General features: G+C 57.0%; 23 protein-coding genes and 1 pseudogene. 9 read left to right on the top strand and 15 right to left on the bottom strand.

All coding sequences use genetic code 11. The features are described from left to right. Positions 1 to 90: 90 nt before the first annotated feature. Positions 91 to 1,287 (top strand): annotated as a pseudogene (locus tag D5066_RS08305) (sugar transporter). A gap of 44 nt (positions 1,288 to 1,331) precedes the next feature. On the opposite strand, the gene D5066_RS08300 reads toward D5066_RS08305, so the two are convergent. After that, positions 1,332 to 1,997 carry a MarC family NAAT transporter gene (locus D5066_RS08300; RefSeq protein WP_119915626.1) on the bottom strand — a complete coding sequence of 222 codons (666 nt, stop codon included), beginning with the start codon at positions 1,995 to 1,997 and terminating at the stop codon, positions 1,332 to 1,334. 256 nt (positions 1,998 to 2,253) lie between these two features. Here D5066_RS08300 and marR point away from each other — a divergent pair, with 256 nt between their 5' ends. From marR to marB, 3 genes are read left to right on the top strand one after another with little or no spacing between them, the layout of a single operon-like run. Continuing rightward, positions 2,254 to 2,688 (top strand): multiple antibiotic resistance transcriptional regulator MarR, encoded by a 435-nt coding sequence (gene marR / locus D5066_RS08295; RefSeq protein WP_080327098.1) that lies wholly within the window; start codon positions 2,254 to 2,256, stop codon positions 2,686 to 2,688. A gap of 20 nt (positions 2,689 to 2,708) precedes the next feature. Beyond that, positions 2,709 to 3,089, top strand: coding sequence for an MDR efflux pump AcrAB transcriptional activator MarA (gene marA / locus D5066_RS08290; protein WP_008502237.1), 381 nt, complete (start codon positions 2,709 to 2,711; stop codon positions 3,087 to 3,089). Between the two features lie 32 nt (positions 3,090 to 3,121). Beyond that, positions 3,122 to 3,340 (top strand): multiple antibiotic resistance protein MarB, encoded by a 219-nt coding sequence (gene marB / locus D5066_RS08285; protein WP_119915625.1) that lies wholly within the window; start codon positions 3,122 to 3,124, stop codon positions 3,338 to 3,340. 38 nt (positions 3,341 to 3,378) lie between these two features. Here marB and eamA read toward each other — a convergent pair whose 3' ends face one another. Next, positions 3,379 to 4,278, bottom strand: coding sequence for an O-acetylserine/cysteine exporter (gene eamA / locus D5066_RS08280; RefSeq protein WP_119915624.1), 900 nt, complete (start codon positions 4,276 to 4,278; stop codon positions 3,379 to 3,381). 196 nt (positions 4,279 to 4,474) lie between these two features. Here eamA and ydeE point away from each other — a divergent pair, with 196 nt between their 5' ends. After that, positions 4,475 to 5,692, top strand: coding sequence for an efflux MFS transporter YdeE (gene ydeE, locus D5066_RS08275; protein ID WP_119915623.1), 1,218 nt, complete (start codon positions 4,475 to 4,477; stop codon positions 5,690 to 5,692). A gap of 46 nt (positions 5,693 to 5,738) precedes the next feature. Here ydeE and zinT read toward each other — a convergent pair whose 3' ends face one another. The 8 genes from zinT to D5066_RS08235 form a co-directional block, all read right to left on the bottom strand. Further along, complete coding sequence (gene zinT / locus D5066_RS08270; protein WP_119915622.1) at positions 5,739 to 6,380, bottom strand: metal-binding protein ZinT; 642 nt, start codon at positions 6,378 to 6,380, stop codon at positions 5,739 to 5,741. Positions 6,381 to 6,433: 53 nt separating this feature from the next. Then, positions 6,434 to 7,132: an urea ABC transporter ATP-binding subunit UrtE gene (gene urtE / locus D5066_RS08265; protein WP_119915621.1), complete on the bottom strand. Its 699-nt coding sequence runs from the start codon at positions 7,130 to 7,132 to the stop codon at positions 6,434 to 6,436. Positions 7,133 to 7,141: 9 nt separating this feature from the next. Continuing rightward, positions 7,142 to 7,939: an urea ABC transporter ATP-binding protein UrtD gene (gene urtD, locus D5066_RS08260; protein ID WP_119915620.1), complete on the bottom strand. Its 798-nt coding sequence runs from the start codon at positions 7,937 to 7,939 to the stop codon at positions 7,142 to 7,144. Further along, positions 7,939 to 9,012 (bottom strand): urea ABC transporter permease subunit UrtC, encoded by a 1,074-nt coding sequence (gene urtC / locus D5066_RS08255; RefSeq protein WP_119915619.1) that lies wholly within the window; start codon positions 9,010 to 9,012, stop codon positions 7,939 to 7,941. The genes urtD and urtC overlap by 1 nt, the downstream gene beginning before the upstream one ends. Further along, entirely contained in the window at positions 9,012 to 10,586 is a 1,575-nt protein-coding gene (urtB, locus tag D5066_RS08250) for an urea ABC transporter permease subunit UrtB (protein ID WP_119915618.1), read from the bottom strand. The genes urtC and urtB overlap by 1 nt, the downstream gene beginning before the upstream one ends. A gap of 24 nt (positions 10,587 to 10,610) precedes the next feature. Further along, positions 10,611 to 11,882, bottom strand: coding sequence for an urea ABC transporter substrate-binding protein (gene urtA, locus D5066_RS08245; RefSeq protein WP_119915617.1), 1,272 nt, complete (start codon positions 11,880 to 11,882; stop codon positions 10,611 to 10,613). Positions 11,883 to 12,084: 202 nt separating this feature from the next. Then, positions 12,085 to 13,188 carry a cobalamin-independent methionine synthase II family protein gene (locus D5066_RS08240; protein WP_041910011.1) on the bottom strand — a complete coding sequence of 368 codons (1,104 nt, stop codon included), beginning with the start codon at positions 13,186 to 13,188 and terminating at the stop codon, positions 12,085 to 12,087. Between the two features lie 155 nt (positions 13,189 to 13,343). Continuing rightward, complete coding sequence (locus D5066_RS08235) at positions 13,344 to 13,757, bottom strand: rhodanese-like domain-containing protein (RefSeq protein WP_119915616.1); 414 nt, start codon at positions 13,755 to 13,757, stop codon at positions 13,344 to 13,346. Between the two features lie 73 nt (positions 13,758 to 13,830). Between D5066_RS08235 and ftrA the strand changes: the two genes are divergently transcribed. Continuing rightward, positions 13,831 to 14,838 carry a transcriptional regulator FtrA gene (ftrA, locus tag D5066_RS08230; protein ID WP_080327109.1) on the top strand — a complete coding sequence of 336 codons (1,008 nt, stop codon included), beginning with the start codon at positions 13,831 to 13,833 and terminating at the stop codon, positions 14,836 to 14,838. Between the two features lie 155 nt (positions 14,839 to 14,993). On the opposite strand, the gene D5066_RS08225 is transcribed toward ftrA, so the two are convergent. Continuing rightward, positions 14,994 to 15,356 (bottom strand): hypothetical protein, encoded by a 363-nt coding sequence (locus D5066_RS08225; RefSeq protein WP_119915615.1) that lies wholly within the window; start codon positions 15,354 to 15,356, stop codon positions 14,994 to 14,996. 242 nt (positions 15,357 to 15,598) lie between these two features. Between D5066_RS08225 and D5066_RS08220 the strand changes: the two genes are divergently transcribed. Next, positions 15,599 to 15,829 (top strand): DUF2554 family protein, encoded by a 231-nt coding sequence (locus D5066_RS08220; protein ID WP_080327111.1) that lies wholly within the window; start codon positions 15,599 to 15,601, stop codon positions 15,827 to 15,829. On the opposite strand, the gene D5066_RS08215 is transcribed toward D5066_RS08220, so the two are convergent. After that, entirely contained in the window at positions 15,830 to 17,794 is a 1,965-nt protein-coding gene (locus tag D5066_RS08215) for a peptidase U32 family protein (protein WP_119915614.1), read from the bottom strand. 80 nt (positions 17,795 to 17,874) lie between these two features. Continuing rightward, positions 17,875 to 18,402, bottom strand: a complete 528-nt coding sequence (locus tag D5066_RS08210; RefSeq protein WP_119915613.1) for a helix-turn-helix domain-containing protein — start codon at positions 18,400 to 18,402, stop codon at positions 17,875 to 17,877. Positions 18,403 to 18,413: 11 nt separating this feature from the next. Between D5066_RS08210 and D5066_RS08205 the strand changes: the two genes are divergently transcribed. Then, positions 18,414 to 19,661, top strand: coding sequence for a benzoate/H(+) symporter BenE family transporter (locus D5066_RS08205; protein ID WP_080327114.1), 1,248 nt, complete (start codon positions 18,414 to 18,416; stop codon positions 19,659 to 19,661). On the opposite strand, the gene D5066_RS08200 is transcribed toward D5066_RS08205, so the two are convergent. Further along, positions 19,641 to 20,513 (bottom strand): helix-turn-helix transcriptional regulator, encoded by an 873-nt coding sequence (locus D5066_RS08200; RefSeq protein WP_119915612.1) that lies wholly within the window; start codon positions 20,511 to 20,513, stop codon positions 19,641 to 19,643. The genes D5066_RS08205 and D5066_RS08200 overlap by 21 nt on opposite strands. 174 nt (positions 20,514 to 20,687) lie before the next feature. Here D5066_RS08200 and D5066_RS08195 point away from each other — a divergent pair, with 174 nt between their 5' ends. Next, positions 20,688 to 21,584 (top strand): DMT family transporter, encoded by an 897-nt coding sequence (locus D5066_RS08195; protein WP_119915611.1) that lies wholly within the window; start codon positions 20,688 to 20,690, stop codon positions 21,582 to 21,584. Between the two features lie 34 nt (positions 21,585 to 21,618). Here D5066_RS08195 and D5066_RS08190 read toward each other — a convergent pair whose 3' ends face one another. Then, positions 21,619 to 22,293, bottom strand: coding sequence for a DUF3313 domain-containing protein (locus D5066_RS08190; protein ID WP_119915610.1), 675 nt, complete (start codon positions 22,291 to 22,293; stop codon positions 21,619 to 21,621). Between the last annotated feature and the right edge of the window lie 35 nt (positions 22,294 to 22,328).

Genomic DNA, 22,328 nt, shown 5'->3' with positions numbered 1-22,328 from the left:
AGATCTGCGTCACATAATGGTTGAGTTTTCGCCGCATGACGTTTTAAGATCGCTTTCTCGTCTTTCCAGCAACGAATCTCCGACATCCCTATGACAACGAACACAGTTTCCCGCAGGGTCGCGTGGCTACGCGTGGTCACGCTGGCCATTGCCGCATTTATTTTCAACACCACAGAATTTGTTCCGGTTGGGCTGTTGTCTGATATCGCCGACAGTTTCCAGATGGAAACGGCGCAGGTGGGGATTATGTTAACCATCTACGCCTGGGTGGTGGCGCTGATGTCGCTGCCGTTTATGCTGCTGACCAGCCAGATGGAGCGGCGCAGGCTGCTGATCGGACTGTTTGTCCTGTTCATCGCCAGCCATGTGCTGTCGTTTATGGCGTGGAACTTTACGGTGCTGGTCATAAGCCGCATCGGGATTGCTTTTGCCCACGCGGTGTTCTGGTCGATCACCGCGTCGCTGGCAATACGGCTGGCACCGGCGGGGAAACGCGCCCAGGCCTTAAGCCTGATCGCCACCGGTACCGCGCTGGCGATGGTGCTGGGTCTGCCGATTGGCCGCATCGTGGGGCAGTACTTCGGCTGGCGTACCACCTTCTTTGCCATCGGCATGGGCGCGCTGGTGACGCTGGTATGCCTTGTTAAGCTGCTGCCAAAACTACCAAGCGAACACTCCGGCTCGCTGAAAAGCCTTCCGCTGTTGATGCGTCGCCCGGCATTGATGAGTATCTAGCTGCTTACGGTTATCGTGGTCACCGCGCATTACACGGCGTACAGCTACATTGAACCGTTTGTGCAGGTCGTCGCGGGCTTTAGCGCTAACTTTGCCACTCTCCTGCTGCTTATCCTCGGCGGCGCGGGCATTATTGGCAGCGTGCTGTTTGGCAAGCTCGGCAACCAGCATGCCTCCACGCTTGTGAGCAGCGCCATCGGTCTGCTGCTGGCGTGTCTGGTGCTGCTGTTGCCTGCATCAGGCAGCGAAAGCCAGCTGGCGATCCTGAGCCTGTTCTGGGGCGTGGCGATCATGATTATTGGTCTCGGCATGCAGGTGAAAGTTCTGGCCCTGGCGCCGGATGCCACGGACGTGGCGATGTCGCTGTTCTCGGGGATCTTTAATCTTGGGATTGGCGCGGGGGCGCTGGTGGGCAATCAGATTAGCCTGCATGTGTCGATGTCGGCGATTGGCTATCTGGGGGCCATTCCGGCCCTCGTCGCGCTTGTCTGGTCAGTGCTTATCTTCCGCAAGTGGCCGGTGGCGCTGGAGGAACAGGGGCAGCATGGATGACGTGTGTTTGTGCCGGGTAAGCGCAGCGCCACCCGGCAATCACATCAATGATAAGTCTTAATAATCTCCAGCACGCCGTTAATAATAAACTGCACGCCCATACAGACCAGTAAGAAGCCCATCAGACGGGAAATCGCCTCGATACCGCCCTTGCCCACCCAGCGCATGATCGCACCGGAACTGCGCAGAGACGCCCACACGATAACCCCGATAAGCGCGAAAATCAGCGGTGGCGCAACGGTCAGTACCCAGTCCGGGAAGGTGGAGCTGTCGCGCACCGTCGACGCGGAACTGATGATCATCGCGATAGTACCCGGCCCGGCCGTGCTCGGCATGGCCAGCGGTACAAAAGCAATATTCGCGCTCGGTTCGGACTCCAGCTCTTCGGATTTGCTGGCCGCCTCGGGAGACTCGTGCGCTTTTTGCGCCGGGAACAGCATGCGGAAGCCGATAAACGCCACGATCAGCCCTCCGGCAATACGCAGCCCGGGAATTGAAATCCCGAAGGTGTTCATCACCAGCTGTCCGGCGTAATAGGCCACCATCATAATGGCAAATACATACACCGAAGCCATCATCGACTGGTGGTTTCGCTCGGCGCTGTTCATATTCCCTGCGAGCCCCAGGAACAGCGCCACCGTCGTTAACGGGTTAGCCAACGGCAGCAGTACCACCAGTCCGAGACCAATTGCTTTAATCAAATCCAACATAGTGCGTCGTTGTCCTTATCCACATTTAACATCGCAATTATAGGGTGAAAGTGTGACGTTCAGCCATCGGCGCAACGTAACGATTGTTTTCCTCCGGGAACGATACCCGTTTGTTATCTTCCTGATTTGAAAGGTTGCAAAATTCGTTCATGAAACGTTTTAGCAATTCGTGGCATCGGCTGATTCATTCAGTTGACTTATACTTGCCTGAGCAATAATATCTGCCGTGATTAAACTACTTGCCAGGGCAACCATTGTGAAAAGCACCAGTGATATCTTTAACGACGTTGTTCCGCTGGGTCGTCTTATTCATATGGTTAATCAGAAAAAAGACCGCCTGCTCAATGACTATCTGTCACCGCTGGATATCACCGCAACACAGTTCAAAGTGCTGTGTTCCATTCGCTGCGAAGGGTGTATCACGCCGGTTGAGCTGAAAAAGGTACTCTCTGTCGATCTGGGTGCGTTAACCCGCATGCTCGATCGTCTCGTCTGCAAAGGATGGGTAGAACGAAGCCCTAACCCGAATGACAAACGCGGCGTACTGGTCAGGCTGACCAGCGATGGCGCGGACATGTGTGAACAATGTCATCAATTAGTAGGACAAACACTGCATCAGGAACTAACAAAAAACTTAACGGCAGATGAAGTGGCAACCCTTGAGCTCTTGCTGAAGAAAATACTGCCGTAAACAGAAAAAGAGGTATGACGATGTCCAGACGCAATACTGACGCTATCACTATTCATAGCATTTTGGACTGGATCGAAGATAACCTGGAATCGCCGCTCTCCCTTGAAAAAGTGTCAGAGCGTTCAGGTTACTCCAAATGGCACCTGCAACGGATGTTCAAAAAAGAGACCGGCCATTCATTAGGTCAATATATTCGCAGCCGCAAGCTGACGGAAATTGCCCAGAAACTGAAAGAAAGCAATGAGCCGATCCTTTATCTGGCGGAGCGCTACGGGTTTGAATCACAACAGACCCTCACGCGTACGTTCAAGAACTATTTTGACGTGCCGCCTCATAAGTACCGAATCACCAGCGTGCCGGGTGAATCCCGATACCTGTATCCGTTAAAACACTGTAGTTAATTATCGCCTGTAAAGACGTAACCGAGGAAAAAATGAAAGTTACCGCCTCCGCCGCCCTCGCCTTGCTGGTGCTGTTTTCCAGCCAGACCTTCGCGGAGCAAACCCCAGGTGCAACGCAGCAAAATAATCGCGATACGATGATTTTGCCGTCAGCACATGACCAGTCACCTTACGATTTCAACCACATGGGTGCTGGTAGCGACAAATCCGACGAATTAGGCGTGCCTTATTATCACGCGCACGGCCTCTGATTCGTTTTTGCCCCGCAGCCGCGGGGCTTTTTTATGCCCTATCCTCTTACCCGCGCCGTTCGGCGTACCCGCAGGCCAAATACGTTGATGTACAGCCCGGCCATGATCAGCACGGCACCGAGCAGCTGCAGCGCGCTCAGCGTTTCATCCAGCAGTATCGCCGCACTGGCAAGCCCTACTACCGGAACCAGCAAAGACAGCGGCGCCACGCGCCAGGTCTCATAGCGCCCCAGAAGCGAGCCCCAGATCCCGTAACCCACGATGGTGGCGACAAACGCAAGATAGATAAGAGAAAGGATCGTGGTCAGATCGATGTCGACCAGGCTTTTCAGCATCACCTCGGGGCCATCCAGAATAAACGACGCCGCCAGAAAAGGGATTATCGGGATCAGCGCGCTCCAGACCACCAGGGACATCACCTGCGGTCTCGCCTCGTGCTGCATAATCAGCTTGTTGAAAATGTTGCCGCACGCCCAGCTCAGCCCCGCCGCCAGCGTGAGCATAAACCCAAGCAGCGCCACATCCTGTCCGTTCAGGCTGGCTTCAATCAGCACCAGCACGCCAAACACCGCGAGCGTGATCCCCGCCAGCTGTTTTCCCTGTAGACGTTCGCCAAAGACGAACGCGCCGAGAATGATGGTAAAGAACGCCTGCGCCTGTAGCACCAGCGAGGCAAGACCGGCCGGCATGCCGAACTTGATGGCGCAGAAGAGAAACGCGAACTGGCCAAAGCTGATGGTCAGACCGTAGCCCAGCAGGAGTTTCAACGGGATTTTCGGACGGGCGACGAAAAAGAGCGCCGGGAACGCCACCAGCATAAAACGCAAACCGGCCAGCATCAGCGGAGGCATGTTGTGCAACCCCAGCTTGATGACCACAAAATTGAGCCCCCACACCACGACCACCAGCAACGCCAGCAGTCCGTCTTTACGCGTCATACCCTGCCCCTGAATTATTAATAATTTGTTAACACTTCAAGGTAACAGAAAAAAGTGTGCCGCGAGAAGATCATTATTTCTGGCAGGCAGCTGAAGCACTTAGGGATAAATTGGGCGCTATACAAGCCCCTTATGTCATGGTAATCCTTTTAACACACGTCTAAAAAAAAAGCATAAGCAACCGTCGGGCAGGAATATGAAACCATCTCTCAGGCGCTCAACCGCAGCGCTGCTGGCATCGTCATTGTTATTAACCATTGGTCGGGGGGCAACGCTGCCGTTCATGACCATTTATCTCACGCGCGTGTTTAACATGAGCGTCGAGAATATTGGTTATGCCCTGACGATTGCGCTGACCGTTGGCGTGGTGTTCAGCCTGGGATTTGGCATTCTGGCCGATAAGTTTGATAAAAAACGCTACATGCTGATCGCGATCGTGGCTTTTATCGCCGGGTTTGTCGCGATCCCGCTGGCGGATAACGTCACGCTGGTGGTGCTGTTCTTTTCCCTGATCAACTGCGCCTATTCCGTCTTTTCGACGGTGCTGAAAGCCTGGTTCTCGGATGTGCTGACCTCAAGCCAGAAAGCGCGCGTCTTCTCGCTCAACTACAGCTTCCTGAACATTGGCTGGACGATCGGGCCGCCGATTGGCACCCTGCTGGTGATGTACAGCCTGCAGCTGCCGTTCTGGCTGGCGGCCTTCTGCGCCGCGCTGCCGCTCGGGTTTATTCATTTCTTCGTGCAAAAAAGCGTCGCGCTGGATACCGCCGAAGAGAAAATGCCCTGGCAACCGTCGGTGCTCCTGAAAGACCGCGCCCTGTTCTGGTTCACCCTCTCCGGCCTGCTCGCCTCCTATGTGGGCGGATCGTTCGCCAGCTGCATTTCGCAGTACGTGCTGGCCGCCAATGCCGACAGCGATTTTGCCCAGAAGGTGGTCGCCGTGGTGCTGCCCGTTAACGCCGCCGTGGTGGTGACGCTGCAGTACGCGCTGGGGCGCAAGATCTCCGCCAGCAATATTCGGCCTTTAATGACCGCCGCAACGCTGTTTTTTATCCTGGGGCTGGGCGGCTTTATGCTCTCCGGGGAGAACCTGATTTACTGGGGCATCGCCGCCGCCATTTTTACGCTGGGTGAGATTATCTATGCGCCGGGTGAATACATGCTGATCGATAACATCGCCCCGCCGGGGATGAAAGCGAGCTATTTTTCCGCACAGGCGCTGGGCTGGCTCGGCGCGGCAGCAAACCCGATGATCACCGGCATTATCCTGACCAACCTGCCGCACTGGTCGCTGTTTGCGATCATGATGGTTGCTATCGTGGTTGCCTGGCTGATGATTTTGCGGGGAATGAGCGTGAAAAGTGCAGATAGCGTGTCGGGTGGCGCTGCGCTTACCCGACCTACGAAACCCTAATCGTAGGCCGGATAAGGCTTAGCCGCCATCCGGCAAAAGCAACAGATCAGTGGTGCAGCATCTCCTCCACCACCTGCTCTTTGTACATCTCGTTTGGATAATAGGTCGGCCAGTTGTCCATCTCTTTCAGCAGCGCCTCGTGGGAGGTATTGCCCATAAAAATATGGTAGTGGGATGAGGCTTTCGGCCCGATGATGTGGTCACTGAACTGCACGAACTTCGGCGCCTGGCTGTCGGCATCCTTACACTCAAACAGATAGCGAACACCTTTTTTGCCTGAGGCGTAGGTCAGGATTTTGTAGCCACTGTAGTCATATTTACAGCTGCTGACCGCGTTGCCTCTGTGGAATTCCATCACGTTATTTTCAATGCCGATGGCATCCACGTCCGTCGCATATCCCTTGCGGTAATACGCTTTCACCTCGTCAAAGGTTTTACTTTTATCCTTCTGCGCTTTCTGTTTAAAGACCGGATCCAGCGAACCGTCCAGCAGGAACGGATAGACCGACTGCCAGGTGCCGTCCCAGTCAGACAGCGCTCTGTCCTTTACGTCTTTATCCTCAAACACGCCGTTTGCCGCCTTCTGTTCCGCTTCGGTCATCTGATGGCCGTGCGAGTGAGCAAACAGCTGGCCGCTGACCAGCAGCGCCCCCAGAGTCATGGCAAATTTCCCAATATGTGCAGCCAAAGTAACGCCCTCATTCCGTTTTATAAGAATGATGGATGTTATATTATAACATTTCAGATCGCAACCAGCCCGCGCACGCCCTCCTGCTCCATATCTTCGCCCCGTCCGCGCTGGATGATGGTGCCGCGCGACATCAGCAAATAGCTGTCAGCCAGCTCGGCGGCAAAATCGTAAAACTGCTCGACCAGCAGGATCGCCATGTCGCCTCTGTTTGCCAGGGTACGGATCACCTGACCAATCTCTTTGATGACGGAAGGCTGTATGCCTTCGGTCGGTTCGTCGAGGATCAGCAGCTGCGGACGGCTCGCCAGCGCGCGACCAAACGCCAGCTGCTGCTGTTGCCCGCCGGAGAGATCGCCCCCGCGGCGGTGCTTCATCTCGTTAAGTACCGGAAACAGCTGCCAGATCTCATCCGGCACCTGCTTTGCCTCGCGGGCGGAAAAGCGCGACAGCCCCAGCAGAAGGTTCTCTTCCACGGTCAGGCGCGGAAAAATCTCGCGACCCTGCGGGACATACGCCACGCCAGACTGCACACGCTGGTGCGGCTTGCTGTGGGTGATCATTTTTCCCTGCCAGATGACCTCCCCGGTTTTCGCCGGGATCAGCCCCATCAGGCACTTCAGCAGCGTGGTTTTCCCGACGCCGTTGCGCCCCAGCAGACAGGTGACTTCACCGGTGGCGGCTTCAAAGCTCACGCCGCGCAGGATATGGCTGCCGCCGTAATACTGATTCAGTTCGTTAACCTGTAACATCATCGCTCCTTAGCGCCCCAGATAGACCTCAATCACCTGCTCGTTGGCCTGCACCTCGCGAAGCGAGCCTTCCGCCAGCACGCGTCCCTGATGCAGCACCGTGACGTGGTCGGCAATCGTTTCAACAAAGCCCATATCGTGCTCCACCACCATCAGGGAGTGCTTACCCGCCAGGGTTTTGAACAGCTCGGCGGTGTATTCCGTTTCAGCGTCGGTCATCCCGGCGGCGGGTTCATCCAGCAGCAGCAGATGCGGCTCCTGCACCAGCAGCATGCCGATCTCCAGAAACTGTTTCTGCCCGTGCGAAAGCAGCCCGGCGCGACGGTCCCGCTCGCTGCCAAGGCGCAGAAGAACCAGCATCTCGTCAATGCGGTCCCGCTGCTCGCCGTTGAGTTTTGCCCGCAGGCTTGCCCAGACGGATTTATCGGTTTTCATGGCGATCTCAAGGTTCTCCCACACCGTCAGCGCTTCAAAGACCGTGGGCTTCTGGAATTTTCGACCAATCCCCTGACGGGCAATAGCCGCAGGCTCCAGCGCGGTCAGGTCGATAGACTGGTCGTAAATGGCTCTCCCGCTCTTTGGCCGCGTTTTGCCAGTAATCACATCCATCAGCGTGGTTTTACCGGCCCCGTTGGGGCCAATCACGCAGCGCAACTCCCCCACGCCGATATTCAGCGAGAGATCGGTCAGCGCCTGAAATCCATCAAAATTGACGTTTATGGCCTCAAGCTGAAGCACCGGGTCGGTCTGGTCCCGGTAGCGATCGCCGGGCAACTGGCGGGTAAATAACTCTTCCGATGGCTGCATTATTTATCCCCCTTACGCAACAGACCGTAGACGCCGCGCGGCAGGAACAACGTGACGGCGATAAAAATCAGCCCCAGAAACAGCTGCCAGTACTCCGGCATCGCGACGGTGAAGAAGCTCTTTGCCCCGTTCACCAGCGCCGCGCCAATCACCGGCCCGACCAGCGTGCCGCGTCCGCCCAGCGCCACCCAGATGGCGGCTTCTATCGAGTTGGTCGGCGACATCTCTCCGGGGTTAATAATGCCGACCTGCGGGACGTACAGCGCCCCCGCCAGGCCGCACAGCACTGCGGAGAGCGTCCACACCAGCAGCTTGAACCCGCGCGGATCGTACCCGCAGAACGTCAGGCGGTTTTCCGCGTCGCGAACGGCGGTCAGGATGCGGCCAAACTTGCTCTTCGCCAGCGCAAATCCAGTACCCAACGCCAGAATGAGCAACAGCACCGTCGCCAGGAACAGCCCGATACGGGTGGTCGTGTCCGTCACCGAAAACCCGAGCAGCGTGGTGAAGCCGGTAAAGCCGTTATTGCCGCCAAAGCCGGTTTCGTTGCGAAAGAACAGCAGCATGCCCGCGTAGGTCAGCGCCTGGGTCATAATCGAGAAGTAAACTCCTTTGATCTTCGAGCGGAAGGCAAACCAGCCAAACACCAGCGCCAACAGGCCCGGCACCATCACAATCAGCACCAGCGCCCAGGCAAAATGCTGGGTGCCCCACCAGAACCACGGCAGCTCGCTCCAGGAGAGAAAAGACATAAATGCGGGCAGTCCGTCACCCGCCGCCTGGCGCATCAGGTACATGCCCATCGCATAGCCGCCCAGGGCGAAGAAGATGCCGTGTCCAAGAGAGAGCATCCCGGCGTAGCCCCACACCAGATCCAGCGCCACCGCAACGACGGCATAGCAAAGGATCTTGCCGATAAGCGTCAGCATCCAGGTCGACAGCGCCAGCGGATGCGTCGCAGGCAGTAAGGCGAAAAACGGTATTATCAGCAGACACGCCACCAGCAGGCTGCCGGCAATCTGCGTTGTGCGCGGCGCTTTGCGCGCCAGCGTTAAGGTCAGCGGCTGGCTCATCAGTCAATCACCCTCCCTTTCAGCGCAAACAGCCCCTGAGGGCGCTTCTGGATAAACAGGACGATCGCCACCAGAATCACGATCTTGCCCAGCACCGCCCCCATCTGCGGCTCGAGGATTTTATTGAAAATGCCCAGCCCGAACGCGGCGGCCACGCTGCCTGCCAGCTGGCCTACGCCGCCGAGGACGACCACGAGGAACGAGTCGATGATGTAACCCTGACCCAGCTCGGGCCCGACGTTACCCAACTGGGATAACGCCACGCCGCCTAACCCGGCAATCCCTGAGCCCAGCCCGAACGCCAGCATATCGACGCGACCTGTCGGTACCCCGCAGCAGGCGGCCATGCTGCGGTTCTGCGTCACCGCGCGCACGTTGAGCCCCAGACGGGTTTTATTCAGAATCAGCCAGGTAAAGAACAGCACCAGCAGCACGAAGCCCAGCACCACAATGCGGTTCCACGGCAGCGTCAGGTTGGCAAAAATCTGCACCCCGCCGGAGAGCCATGCGGGGTTCGCCACCTCCAGGTTCTGGGCGCCAAAGGTCATGCGCACCAGCTGGATAAGCATCAGGCTGATACCCCACGTCGCCAGCAGCGTTTCCAGCGGACGACCGTACAAATGACGGATCACGGTGCGCTCAAGCACCATTCCGATGCCCGCCGTCAGGCAGAACGCTACCGGCAGCGCGATAACGGGATAGAGCGCCAGCCACTGGGGCGCAAGCCCGACCATCGCCTGCTGCACCATCCACGTGGCATACGCCCCCAGCATCAACATCTCGCCGTGCGCCATATTGATGACGCCGAGCAGACCGTAGGTGATGGCAAGCCCCAGCGCGGCCAGCAGCAGCACCGACCCCAGAGAAAGCCCCATAAACGCCTGACCCAGCAGATCGCCCCACATCAGGCGATGCGTAATCTGGTTAAGGCTCTCTTCTGCGGCCGCGCGAACGCTGGCGTCCGGCTCGGTCTGCGCCTGGGTAAACGGAGTGAGTCTGGACTGCACGTCCGGATCGTCTGACTGGCCCAGCAGTTCGACGGCCCTGCGGCGCACCTCCGGCTGCGGGCTTGCCAGCTGGAGGTTTGCCACCGCCAGCAACAGCGCCTGACGCGCGACAGCGTCCGTCTCATCCCCAACGCGCTTTTCCAGAAAAGCGAGCATGTCGGGCTGGGCGTCGCGCTGGAGCTGACGCGCTGCCGCACGCCTTTCTGTGACACTGTCACTAACAAGCTGATGCGTGGCGATGGCCGTTGCAGCCAGCACGCGCAGCCGGTTCGTCAGGCGCACGGCTTTGGTTTGCCCTACGGTTGCCGTAGCGTCACCCAGCGAAACCATTTCACCGTTACGCTGCGTAAAGGCGTGCTTTTGGCTGTCGGTATACAGGTTTTCCTTTTGCAAGGACTGAAGCAGCGGAAGCCTGGCGGCATCCGGCGCAGCGGCCCACTGCGTGAGAAGTTCCGCCTGCTGGCCGCGGCTGGCGGCAACAAAACGATCGGCATCCGATGCCTGCGCCATCCCTGGCAGCAGTCCGGAAAGCCATACAAGAGCGATGAACATGCGCATGGCGTTCATGACGTTTCTCCCTGCGGTGATGGCTTAATTGCTGGCGGTTTTCATCGGCTGGTCGGGCTTTTTATCGTTCCCGGCGATGAACGGGCTCCACGGCTGGGCGCGCACCGGCTGCTCCGTCTGCCAGACCACGTTGAACTGGCCGTTGCCTTCGATTTCACCGATCATGACCGGCTTATGCAGATGATGGTTGGTGGCATCCATGGTAAGCGTAAAGCCAGACGGCGCCTTAAACGACTGACCGGCCATCGCCGCGCGCACCTTATCCACGTCGGTGGTGCCCGCTTTTTCCACCGCCTGCGCCCACATATGGATGCCTACATATGTGGCTTCCATCGGATCGTTTGTGACGACGGTATCGGCATTCGGCAGCTTGTGCGCCTTCGCATAGGCTTTGTAATCCGCCACAAATGTCTGGTTGGTTGGATTATCCACGGATTCAAAGTAGTTCCACGCCGCCAGGTTACCCACCAGCGGTTTGGTGTCGATCCCGCGCAGCTCTTCTTCACCTACGGAGAACGCTACCACCGGCACGTCGGTGGCCTTCAGCCCCTGGTTAGCCAGCTCTTTGTAGAACGGCACGTTGGAGTCGCCGTTGATGGTCGACACCACGGCGGTTTTGCCGCCTGCGGAGAATTTCTTGATGCTGGCGACAATGGTCTGGTAGTCGCTATGGCCAAACGGGGTGTAAACCTCTTCGATGTCCTTATCCTCAACGCCTTTCGAATGCAGGAAGGCGCGCAGGATCTTGTTGGTGGTGCGCGGGTAAACGTAGTCGGTACCCAGCAGGAAGAAGCGCTTCGCCCCGCCGCCGTCCTCGCTCATCAGGTATTCCACCGCCGGGATGGCCTGTTGGTTCGGTGCCGCACCGGTATAGAAGACGTTTGGCGACATCTCTTCGCCTTCATACTGCACCGGGTAGAACAGCAGACCGTTCAGCTCCTCAAACACCGGCAGCACGGATTTGCGCGAAACCGACGTCCAGCAGCCAAACACCACGGCGACTTTATCCTGGCTCAGCAGCTGGCGCGCCTTCTCGGCAAACAGCGGCCAGTTTGAGGCCGGATCCACCACCACCGGCTCCAGTTTTTTACCCAGCACGCCGCCTTTGGCGTTGATCTCGTCGATGGTCATCAGGGCGACGTCCTTCAGCGGGGTTTCAGAGATGGCCATCGTGCCGGACAGAGAGTGCATGATCCCCACTTTGATGGTGTCGGCCGCCTGCACGCCAAAACTCATTCCCATCGCCACGACGGACGCGGATAACGCAAAGGCTTTTAATAAGGTACGACGCTGCATATTTTCACTCCTGAAAAAGAACGCTGTGCGAAAACGTCCGTTATGGCATGGACGCGGAAATAAAGGTGTCAGCGAAGCAGGAGCAAAAAGGATGCCAGGATGTAGAACGCGCTATTGCAGGAGACGGAAGGCAGGATGTAAAGAGAACGACTCAGAATGGCACAGCGCTGCACTTTTATAATGCAGCGCTGAGGAAGCGGTCTTACCAGACTTCGCTGGCGATCTGCGTCACCAGACGGACTTTATCCCACTGCTGGGACTCGCTCAGGCTGTTGCCCTCTTCGGTGGAGGCAAAGCCGCACTGCGGGCTGAGGCAGATCTGCTCTTTCGCCACGTATTTCGCCGCCTCTTCCAGACGGGCCTTCACGCCTTCCGGGTTCTCCAGCTCACCGTTTTTGGTGGTGATCAGGCCCAGCACCACCTGCTGCTTGCCCGGGCGAACGAAGCGCAGCGGCGCGAAATCCCCGCTGCGGTCGTTATCGTATTCGAGGAAGAAGGCGTCAACGTTAACCGTCCCGAACAGCACTTCCGCCACCGGCTCGTAGCCCCCTTCAGAAATCCAGGTGGAACGGAAGTTACCGCGACAGACGTGCAGCCCGATGGTCAGATCCTCCGGCTTACCTTCCAGCGCCTTGTTCAGCACGCGGGCGTAGATTTGCGCCAGCTCATCGGCGTCGTCGCCGCGCTCGCGGATCTGACGGCGCTGGTCGTCCGAGCAGAGGTAGGCCCAGACGGTGTCGTCCAGCTGCAGATAACGGCAGCCCGCGTCGTAGAATGCCCGGATGGCGTCGCGCCAGGTGGTCGCCAGATCGTCGAAATAGTCGTTCAGATCCGGGTACACCGTCGCGTCGATGTCTTTGCGCCCGCCGCGGAAATGGAGCACGCTTGGGCTGGGAATGGTCATTTTCGGCTGGGCATTGCCGCTGATGCTTTTCAGATAGCGGAAGTCTTCCAGCATCGGGTGGTCGCCAAAGCCCAGCTTGCCGGTCACGCGCACGCCGTGGGCTTTGGTTTGCACTCCGTTGAACTGAATGCCCTGCTGTGAATCGTAACGCTCAACGCCCTGCAGACCATCGAAGAAATCGAAGTGCCACCACGCACGGCGGAATTCACCGTCGGTGACCACATGCAGGCCGCACGCGCACTGCTGCTCGACGACGTGGCGAATGGCCTCATCTTCCACCGCGCGAAGCTGTCCGGCATCAATCTCACCGCTGGCGAACTTTAGGCGAGCCTGCTTGATGGCATCCGGGCGTAAAAAACTGCCGACTACATCGGCGCGGTATGGGGCGTGCTGTCGTTGCATGGAAATCTCCTCGTCTGCCGGTATTAATTGCCCGCAGTGATAATTCATCATTTGAATATTTAGACTTCTGGATGTCTAAATGTCCAAAAAAGATGTCATACCTCGTCGGCTCCGGCAAACGAGAAAATTTCACGGGTGTTGAAAAAAATTCATCTTCACAGTGCGGCAGCGGGCTCCTGGCTGGCAAACGCGTAGCGTTCATCTTCCCAGCCGGTGATGCCGCCGAGCATGATTTTCACCGGCAGACCGAGACGCGCCAGCTTGAGCGCCGCCCTGTCCGCGCCGTTACAGTGTGGCCCCGCACAGTAAACGACAAACAGCGTCCCTTCCTGCCACTGGGACATCCGTTCAGCGGTTATCTGACTCCAGGGCATATGCAGCGCACCCGGGACATGGCGACGGGCAAACTGTTCCGGGCTCCCCACCACGTGCAGCAGCTCGAAGTCCTGCTCATTATTGGCGATGGCATGATGCACGTCGGCACAGTCGGTTTCGACGCTTAGTCGACGCAGAAAATGGGTGACGGCTTCCTGCGGCTCGGCAGCCGGAAATTCAGTAACATAGCTCATGATCCTTCCTCATCTTTGGCGTTTGTGTTAACACTACTCTATCCACAAATTCGGCCCGTGAATGCGTTCGCTTATGCCAGAAAACAGCAAAAAGATGACAAACTTAAGACAAATTGCCCGCCCTGGCGTCGTCGTGCTTGCCTATGACGGGCTATGTACCTTTGAGTTTGGCGTGGCGGTTGAGATTTTTGGCCTGCCGCGCCCGGAACTGGGCGACAACTGGTATCGTTTTGCAGTGGCGAGCGTGGATAGCGGAGAACTGCGGGCGACCGGTGGGATCCGCATCGTTACCGATGGCGATTTAAGCCTGCTTGAATCGGCGGATCTGATCGTGGTTCCCGGCTGGCGGGGGCTGGACTCACCGGTTCCTCCGGCGCTCTGCGAGGCGCTGCGCCAGGCCAGCGCGCGAGGATGTCAGCTGCTGTCCATCTGCTCGGGCGTGTTCGTACTGGCCGCTACGGGGCTGCTGAACGGCCGTAAAGCGACAACCCACTGGCGCTACATCGAGGCGCTGAAAACGCATTATCCCGAAATCCATGTGGTTGAGGACGTGCTCTACCAGGACGAGGGTGACATCCTGACGTCCGCAGGCAGCGCGGCGGGAATCGATCTCTGTCTGCACGTTGTGCGTCGGGATTATGGCATGGAGACCGCCAACAGCGTGGCGCGCAGGCTGGTCATCCCCCCTCACCGGGACGGTTCACAGCCGCAACAGCTGAGCCGCCCGGTAGCGCAGCTGCGTGAAAGCCAGCGTTTGGGCCAGCTGTTTGATTTTCTGCACACGCACCTTGTCGAGCCGCACAGCGTCGACTCCCTGGCGCGTCGGGTCGGCATGAGCCAGCGCACCTTCCTGCGCCGCTTCGAGGCGGCAACGGGCACGACGCCCGCACGCTGGCTGCTCAATGAGCGCCTGCTAAGAGCAAAAGATTATCTGGAAAGCAGCCGTTTAAGCATCGACAGCATCGCCGAGCAGACCGGGTTTGGCCAGGCGTCGACGCTGCGCCATCATTTTCGTCAGCAGTTCGCGCTTTCTCCGGCTCAGTATCGTAAACAGTTTTCTCGTTCTGAGACGGCCCGCTAGCGGAAAAAAGGCAAAAAAAACCGCCATTATCTGGCGGTAAATGCTTGCATGGATAGATTTGTATTTTGGTCTCTACGTCCCCGACGCTCCATGGTCGGGCAGCGGATCCCCTACAAACTAACACTGATTATCTTAACGAAAGCTCAACAGACTTATTAACTCGCCCGGGTATTGATCTGTAAATAGCGCATCAGGCCCTGCTGAGCGCTCTGTTTTGCATCATCATTCAGGGCTTCGAGATAAAATGGTCGCGAAACACCATAAGGTGCTTTTTCAGAGGGATACACCGCAAACTGGAATGTTTTCCCCCCTGCCTGATGCGTGCAGTCTAATTCCCAGCGTTGTTCGTTTACTTTTTTGCTATTACAGGCTACGCGTCCATAGTCGCTGGTTAAATAGGAACCAACGCGGACTTTCGCGGACTGAATATATTCTGGTTCATCATTACCCATATAGCGAACCCCAGCCGTTGCTCCAACGGCCGCCACGAGGAGCGCAAGTGCGATTATTTTTTTCATTTATTAAGACTCATTCCTTAGCCAGAGAATCTCTATTATATAGGATTATCCTTAAAGTAAACGTCTGTTTGCGTACCAGAACAGGTAGTTTACACAGCTCGATTCATATTTAGGATATTTCCTAAGAAAAAATCCAGACGCACATTATTTGACACTTTCTTTGCGCTAATTTGAATTATTGAATAATAACAAGAAGAAATAATCGGCATGATTATTCCGCGATATCATTCAGCGGTGAATCCATGTTTAAAAAAGGGTTATCTCTTATTATGCTTATTTGTGCGCTATTTTCAGGCCAGCTGATGGCCGGGCACAAAGGCCATGAATATATTTGGGTAAAGAATGTGGAGCATCAGCTGCGGCATGAGGCCGACAGCGACGAGCTACGCAGCGCGGCAGAAGAGTCAGCGGAGGGTTTGCGCGAACACCACCTGTGGCAGAAATCGCGCAAACCGGACACCCACGTAAGGTAATTAACTGCCCTTACGTTTCGGAAGGGTTTTCATCAGATCGTCCGGGCTCACGGACGCAACGATGCTGCCCGGCGGTGGCATTTTGAAAATGTGGTTCTTCATCTTGCCGATAACATGCATTTCGCAAGGACGACAGTCAAACTTCAGAGTCAGGACTTCGTCACCGTTGACCAGCTGCATGGGGGTTGCCTTCCAGCTTTTGATATTCCCTTTCGCCTGTTTCGGGCACAGGTTAAAAGCAAAGCGCAGGCAGTGCTTGGTGATCATTACCGGCACATCGCCCTTCTCTTCATGCGCTTCATAGGCCGCGTCGATCAGCTGCACGCCATGGCGATGGTAGAATTCACGCGCTTTATGGTTGTAAACGTTCGCCAGGAAGGATAAATGGGTGTCCGGGTACACGGGTGCAGGAACAGATTCGGCCTTACGGCTGCCGCGCGGATAGTGCGCCAGGCGTGCGGCATCCAGCATCTCTGCCGTTTCACGGCGGAACTGGTTAAGCAGGCTGTTCGGCACGAACAGCGCGTCCGGCAGATTAACCTCGATAGCGCGCGCGTAGTAAATCGTCTGACCCAGCTTCGCCACGCCGTCCTTGAGGCTGTTAAGCGCTTTTTCCGCGTTATTTGCCACCTCGAACTGGCCATCGAGCGTATGCGTTACGCTGATACCGTCTTCACAGGTCATGGTCAGGATCAGCTGCTCTTCCCAGCCGCCCAGCTCAATGTCCACCGCGATGCGACGCTCGCTGGAGGTTTTCAGCAATGCCTGCTGCCAGTTGTGATCCAGGTTACGGTTGAGCGGCGCGTTTGGTCGCGCTTTGTAGAGATCGGCAGGCATTTCATTCGGCCATACGCGGTAGCGGTTCTCGCCGGTTTTTTCGACAGTGTTAGCGCGGAAACCCACCACTTCACGCTTGATCATCACGTTCAGGCCATCACCGTTTGCCAGCGGCTCCGTCACTTCGACGTCCAGATGATCTTTCGCCACTTTAAGCACTTCGCCGACCGGTAAACCGATAAACTTCGGTGAATCAAACGCGCCGATATCCCCTTTACGGGCATTCACGAAATAGTCCGTGCTGCCGCGGTGGAAGGTCTTGTCCGTCGACGGAATAAAGAAATGCTCGGTACGACCAGCCGAGGCGCGCGCCAGGTCTCCGCGATCGTCGATGATGGCATCCAGCATCTGGCGATAGTGCGCGGTGATGTTCTTCACGTAGCTCATGTCTTTGTAGCGCCCTTCAATTTTGAAGGAACGCACGCCTGCATCAATCAGCGCGCCCAGGTTGGCGGTCTGATCGTTATCCTTCATGGAGAGCAGGTGTTTCTCAAACGCCACCACGCGGCCCTGATCGTCTTTCAGGGTATACGGCAGACGGCAGGCCTGCGAGCAGTCGCCGCGGTTGGCGCTGCGCCCCGTCTGGGCGTGGGAAATGTTGCACTGACCGGAATAGGCCACGCACAGCGCGCCGTGGATAAAGAATTCAATCGTCGCGTCGGTGGCCTGGTGAATATCGCGGATCTGATTGAGGTTCAGCTCGCGCGCCAGAACGATCTGCGAAAAGCCCACATCGGAAAGAAACTTCGCCTTCTCAACCGTGCGAATATCGCACTGGGTGCTGGCATGGAGCTCGACAGGTGGAATATCCAGCGCCAGAACGCCCATGTCCTGAACAATCAGGGCATCGACGCCGGTCTGGTAGAGATCGGTAATCAGACGCTGCGCAGGTTCCAGCTCATCATCATGAAGAATGGTGTTCAGGGTTACGAACACTTTCGCCCCAAAACGGTGGGCGAACGGCACCAGCTCGGCAATATCGCGCAGGCTGTTGCTGGCGTTATGGCGGGCACCGAAGCCAGGGCCGCCGATGTAGACGGCGTCAGCACCATGAAGGATCGCTTCACGGGCAATGGCGGCGTCGCGGGCCGGGCTTAAAAGTTCAAGATGATGGGATTGCAGGCGCATACTTCGTCGTTATCCGTTATGGTCAAAATGGCGGCTATTGTAGTCAGAAGTCTGCGCCAGCGAAACAGTTTTGCGTAGCGTCAGCGGGGATAATGGATCAGAGAGTGAAAATGCACCGGCCGGTCGCTGCTGTTGCGGTACGCGTGCGGTTTATCCCCGGCAAAACGGATGCCCGAATCGGCTGAAAGCGTCTGCCACTCGCCGTTAATGTTCATCTCCAGCTCGCCGCTGATGACCACCACATGTTCAATCACTCCCGCCTCGTGCGGCGTGGACTCACTCAGGGCACCAGGCGCCAGCGTGATGGAGAAATGATCGAACCGGAGCGTCTCATCCCAGGGAAAAAGCGGTTTCACCACCATCGCCTGCTGCTGAGGGTCAAAAACAGCCTGCCTGTCCGCCTCCGGCGTGATGAACGCAGAAAACGGAACGTTCAGCCCGGTGGCGATTTTCCACAGCGTTGATACCGTCGGGCTCGATTCATTACGTTCGATTTGCCCAAGCATCGCTTTTGAAACGCCCGTCTCTTCCGCCAGCTTCGACAAACTCCAGCTGCGCGCCTGACGCAGCGTTTTCAGCGTTGTTGCAAGATGTAGTGTGATGTCCATGTGCCCTCCTGATGGCGATCAGCATACCACTTGTACGCTATAGCGCACAGTGTTACCTTATCGCGGACGTTATAACGCACAACGGAGTTTCCATGCGCCCTTCATCTCATCTCGTGCCAGCCGTCCTGGCTGGCTTTGTCGCCGTGCTGGTCGGTTACGCCAGTTCGGCCGCCATCATCTGGCAGGCTGCTGCAGCGGCAGGCGCCAGCGCGCAGCAAATTGCGGGCTGGATGACCGCGCTGGGGATTGGGATGGGCATCAGCACGCTGGCGCTTTCCTGGTGGTACAAAGCGCCGGTGCTGACAGCCTGGTCGACGCCCGGCGCGGCGCTGCTTGCCACCAGCCTGCACGGCGTGACGCTGGCCGAAACGATCGGCGTATTCATTTTTGCTAACGCGCTCATTTTACTCTGCGGTATTACCGGGCTTTTCGCCCGCCTGATGAAGCTTGTCCCGCATTCACTGGCTGCGGCCATGCTGGCTGGGGTGTTGCTACAGTTTGGCCTGCATGCGTTTGCGCATCTTGAGGGACACTTTTTGCTGTGCGGCAGCATGATTGCGGCGTGGCTGCTGGCAAAAGCGCTGGCTCCGCGCTATGCCATCGTGGTGACGCTGCTGGTCGGGGGGATCGTAGCGTGGACGGGAGGTGACGTTGTCACCGATAAGCTAACGTTTTCTCTCGTGATGCCTCAGTTTATTGCGCCCACGTTCACCTTCACCAGCCTGGTGAGCATCGGCGTCCCCTTCTTCCTGGTGACCATGGCCTCGCAGAATGCTCCCGGGTTCGCGACGATGAAAGCCTCCGGTTACCCGGTGGCGGTCTCACCGCTCATCATCTTTACCGGCGGGCTGGCGCTGCTGCTTTCTCCTTTCGGCGTCTTTTCCATCTGCATTGCGGCGATTACCGCCGCCATTTGTCAAAGCCCGGATGCCCATCCGGATGCCGGTAAACGCTGGCTGGCGGCCATCGCGGCCGGTGGGTTTTATCTGCTGGCGGGAGTGTTCGGCGGTTCCATCACCGGGATAATGGCTGCGCTGCCGCTCAGCTGGATCCAGACGCTGGCGGGTCTGGCGCTGCTGGGTACCATCAGTGGGAGTTTATACCAGGCGCTGAATCATGAAGCGGAGCGCGACGCGGCTATCGTCACGTTTTTGATGACCGCAAGCGGCGTCACGATCCTGGGCATCGGCTCGGCATTCTGGGGGTTGGTGCTGGGCGGCGTAAGCTATGCTCTGTTCTCACGCGCTCGTCGCGCGTAGCTGGGACGGCGTGATGCCCATGACGCTGCGGAAACGGTTACTGAAATGGCTGGCGGAGTTAAACCCGCAGGCCAGGGCGATATCCGTCAGTGGCATCGAGGTATGCTGCACCAGGTTTTTCGCTTTTTCCATGCGCCTTTGCATGACGTACTGATGCGGCGCCTGCCCCGTCGACTGACGGAACATGCGGGCAAAATGGTATTCGCTGAGGGCGGCCTGCGCCGCCAGTTCGGCCAGCGTCAGCGGCTGCCCGAGGTTCTCTTCGATAAACGCCAGCACGTTACGCAACACAAAGGGCGATAGCCCGCCGGTGACGACAGGCAGCTTCCACTGAACGTTGGCGTAGTTTTGCAGTAAATGGGTCAACAGCAGCGTGGAGGCTGTACTCAGGGTGAGCTGATTGGCCTGCTGCTGCCAGTCACAGCCAAGCAAAAACTGGCGGTACAGCGCGGTGATCTTCGGATCGCTGCCAAAAATGCGCTCGTCCAGCGTCAGCGAGAGCGGCCGTTTGTCCCAGATTTTTTCCCCCACATCGCGCAGATGTTCATCGGTGCAGCAGAGATGCACAAACGACAGGTCATCACGGATGTCCCACGTCGATTCGCTCTCTTTCGGCATCAGACAGAAACGGTCCGGTCCCCCGCCGTTCTTCCAGCCGCCCGGCGTTTTTTGATAGCTCTCGTAGCCGTCGGCCACGTACAGGCTGAGGGTGTGATGGTTGCTTTTAACCGTTATCGTGTCGTGCTTGTTGTACCACGCCGCCAGCTGAATGCCGGAATTGAGCGCGACCGTTTCCCGGAGCACCGCATTCTGCTGGCGTAGCGTTTCAAAGGTATCGTAAGCGTGAGACATAACCGTTAGCGCGTTATTGAGTGAACTGTCAGTCTAAGAATTGTTTTCTCCCGTTGCCAGCCCCCGGAAAAGAAAAAAGCGCAAGATTTTGCAAGTCCACCGCAAGCCGTTGAAAGCCCCTGACCGATCCCAGCGCCATACTGGCGGCTTCTGTGGTTTAAGAAGAGAAAAGGTATGAACGCATTATTATATGGACTGGTCGTGATCATCTGGGGAACCACCTGGATTGCCATTTTCCTGCAGCAAGGCCCCGTGCCGGCCCCGGTGTCTATTTTCTGGCGCTTCGCCGTGGCCAGCGCCACGATGATGGTTGTGCTGCTCGCCCTGCGCCGACTGCGCAAGCTGGCGCTGCGCGATCATCTGTTTTGCATGTTGCAGGGATGCTGCGTGTTCTGCTTTAACTTCTGGTGTTTTTATACCGCGGCGGCGCATATCAACACCGGGCTGGAATCGGTGATCTTTTCCATGGCGGTGCTCTACAACGCCATTAACTGCTTTATTTTCTTCGGTCAGCGCCCGCCTGCGCGGTTCTGGACGGCGGCGACGTTGGGTCTTATCGGGATTGTTATCCTTTTCTGGGACGACCTGCTGGCCAGCGGCTGGAGCGCCTCGCTGCTGACGGGCATTGGTCTTTCCGCCCTCGGCACGTACGGTTTTTCGCTGGGCAATATGATCAGCATGCGGCATCAGCGCAGAGGTCTGGAAACCATGACCACCAACGCCTGGGCGATGCTTTACGGTACGCTGGTTATGGGATGTATTGCGCTTTTCAGAGGCGACAGTTTTGCCCCGGAATGGACGGTGAGTTACATGGGCGCGCTGCTTTATCTGGCCCTGTTTGGTTCGGTTATTGCCTTTGGCGCTTACTTCACCCTGGTAGGACGCATTGGCCCCGGGAAAGCGGCCTACAGTACGCTGCTCTTCCCGCTGGTGGCGCTCTCCATCTCAACGGTGTATGAAGGCTACGTCTGGCATATCAACGGCATCGTCGGTTTACTGTTGATTCTGGGCGGGAATATGGTGATGTTTACGAAACCAGAAACCTGGTTCAGGCGCCTGCGTACGGTATAAGAAAAACGGCCCGCGCGATGCAGGCCGTTTTACGTTATTTGGTGGTTTTCTTCACGTCAAACATGGTGGCATCCGTCGCCATGTCGTCAACAACCTGCTTCAGCGTCGCAAAGGTCATCGGCGTACTTTCGTTATTCAGCTCTTTACCTTCGCCTTTACGAACGACCTTCATCACCGGCTTATTGGTGGCCGCGTCGATCAGCTCGCCTTCAAAGAAGAGATGGGTATCCATGGTGCGATGGCCGGTTGCCATCTGCGTACCTGCTACCACCAGCGCGACCGGCACCACTTCATAGAACTGCAGGCCTTCTTTCTGCGAACTCACCCCGGTGATTGCACCGCGGAAAATCAGGCTGTGTTTACCTGGCGTGGTCACAATCGGCTTACGGGTACCAATCGCCGTTTTCATTTTGTTATTGGTGTAATTCAACAGTTCATCAAGCGTTCTCTGCCCAATCTGCGTCGTTGGTTTTGGCGCTGGATAATAGGTAATTGGCGTCCAGATAATGCTGTCGTAGTTGGCTTCGTTATAGGAAGGATCAACCCAACGCAGCGTGGGTTTACCTGTCGCAGACGTCGTCTGCTGCAAGCCGGAATAATCTTTTAAAAAGCCTGAATATTGTTCGGGAGCCGCGACTTTTGAAGAACAGCCCGCCACTGCCAATAAACCAGTAAGCACTGCAACTTTAAAAAAAGTTTGAGTACGCATGATAGTTTTCCATGTTATCTGCAAGTATGCATTTG

This window comes from Enterobacter chuandaensis, assembly GCF_003594915.1.
Lineage (GTDB): Bacteria > Pseudomonadota > Gammaproteobacteria > Enterobacterales > Enterobacteriaceae > Enterobacter > Enterobacter chuandaensis.
This window is presented reverse-complemented; position numbering and strand designations above follow the sequence as displayed.

Excerpts from the sequence above, each read along its gene's own strand:
- D5066_RS08300 (WP_119915626.1), bottom strand. The coding sequence starts at position 1,997 with ATGTTGGATTTGATTAAAGCAATTGGTCTCGGACTGGTGGTACTGCTG.
- marA (WP_008502237.1), top strand. The coding sequence starts at position 2,709 with ATGTCCAGACGCAATACTGACGCTATCACTATTCATAGCATTTTGGAC.
- marB (WP_119915625.1), top strand. The coding sequence starts at position 3,122 with ATGAAAGTTACCGCCTCCGCCGCCCTCGCCTTGCTGGTGCTGTTTTCC.
- eamA (WP_119915624.1), bottom strand. The coding sequence starts at position 4,278 with ATGACGCGTAAAGACGGACTGCTGGCGTTGCTGGTGGTCGTGGTGTGG.
- ydeE (WP_119915623.1), top strand. The coding sequence starts at position 4,475 with ATGAAACCATCTCTCAGGCGCTCAACCGCAGCGCTGCTGGCATCGTCA.
- urtE (WP_119915621.1), bottom strand. The coding sequence starts at position 7,132 with ATGTTACAGGTTAACGAACTGAATCAGTATTACGGCGGCAGCCATATC.
- urtD (WP_119915620.1), bottom strand. The coding sequence starts at position 7,939 with ATGCAGCCATCGGAAGAGTTATTTACCCGCCAGTTGCCCGGCGATCGC.
- urtC (WP_119915619.1), bottom strand. The coding sequence starts at position 9,012 with ATGAGCCAGCCGCTGACCTTAACGCTGGCGCGCAAAGCGCCGCGCACA.
- urtB (WP_119915618.1), bottom strand. The coding sequence starts at position 10,586 with ATGAACGCCATGCGCATGTTCATCGCTCTTGTATGGCTTTCCGGACTG.
- urtA (WP_119915617.1), bottom strand. The coding sequence starts at position 11,882 with ATGCAGCGTCGTACCTTATTAAAAGCCTTTGCGTTATCCGCGTCCGTC.
- D5066_RS08240 (WP_041910011.1), bottom strand. The coding sequence starts at position 13,188 with ATGCAACGACAGCACGCCCCATACCGCGCCGATGTAGTCGGCAGTTTT.
- D5066_RS08235 (WP_119915616.1), bottom strand. The coding sequence starts at position 13,757 with ATGAGCTATGTTACTGAATTTCCGGCTGCCGAGCCGCAGGAAGCCGTC.
- ftrA (WP_080327109.1), top strand. The coding sequence starts at position 13,831 with ATGCCAGAAAACAGCAAAAAGATGACAAACTTAAGACAAATTGCCCGC.
- D5066_RS08225 (WP_119915615.1), bottom strand. The coding sequence starts at position 15,356 with ATGAAAAAAATAATCGCACTTGCGCTCCTCGTGGCGGCCGTTGGAGCA.
- D5066_RS08220 (WP_080327111.1), top strand. The coding sequence starts at position 15,599 with ATGTTTAAAAAAGGGTTATCTCTTATTATGCTTATTTGTGCGCTATTT.
- D5066_RS08215 (WP_119915614.1), bottom strand. The coding sequence starts at position 17,794 with ATGCGCCTGCAATCCCATCATCTTGAACTTTTAAGCCCGGCCCGCGAC.
- D5066_RS08210 (WP_119915613.1), bottom strand. The coding sequence starts at position 18,402 with ATGGACATCACACTACATCTTGCAACAACGCTGAAAACGCTGCGTCAG.
- D5066_RS08205 (WP_080327114.1), top strand. The coding sequence starts at position 18,414 with ATGGCGATCAGCATACCACTTGTACGCTATAGCGCACAGTGTTACCTT.
- D5066_RS08200 (WP_119915612.1), bottom strand. The coding sequence starts at position 20,513 with ATGTCTCACGCTTACGATACCTTTGAAACGCTACGCCAGCAGAATGCG.
- D5066_RS08195 (WP_119915611.1), top strand. The coding sequence starts at position 20,688 with ATGAACGCATTATTATATGGACTGGTCGTGATCATCTGGGGAACCACC.
- D5066_RS08190 (WP_119915610.1), bottom strand. The coding sequence starts at position 22,293 with ATGCGTACTCAAACTTTTTTTAAAGTTGCAGTGCTTACTGGTTTATTG.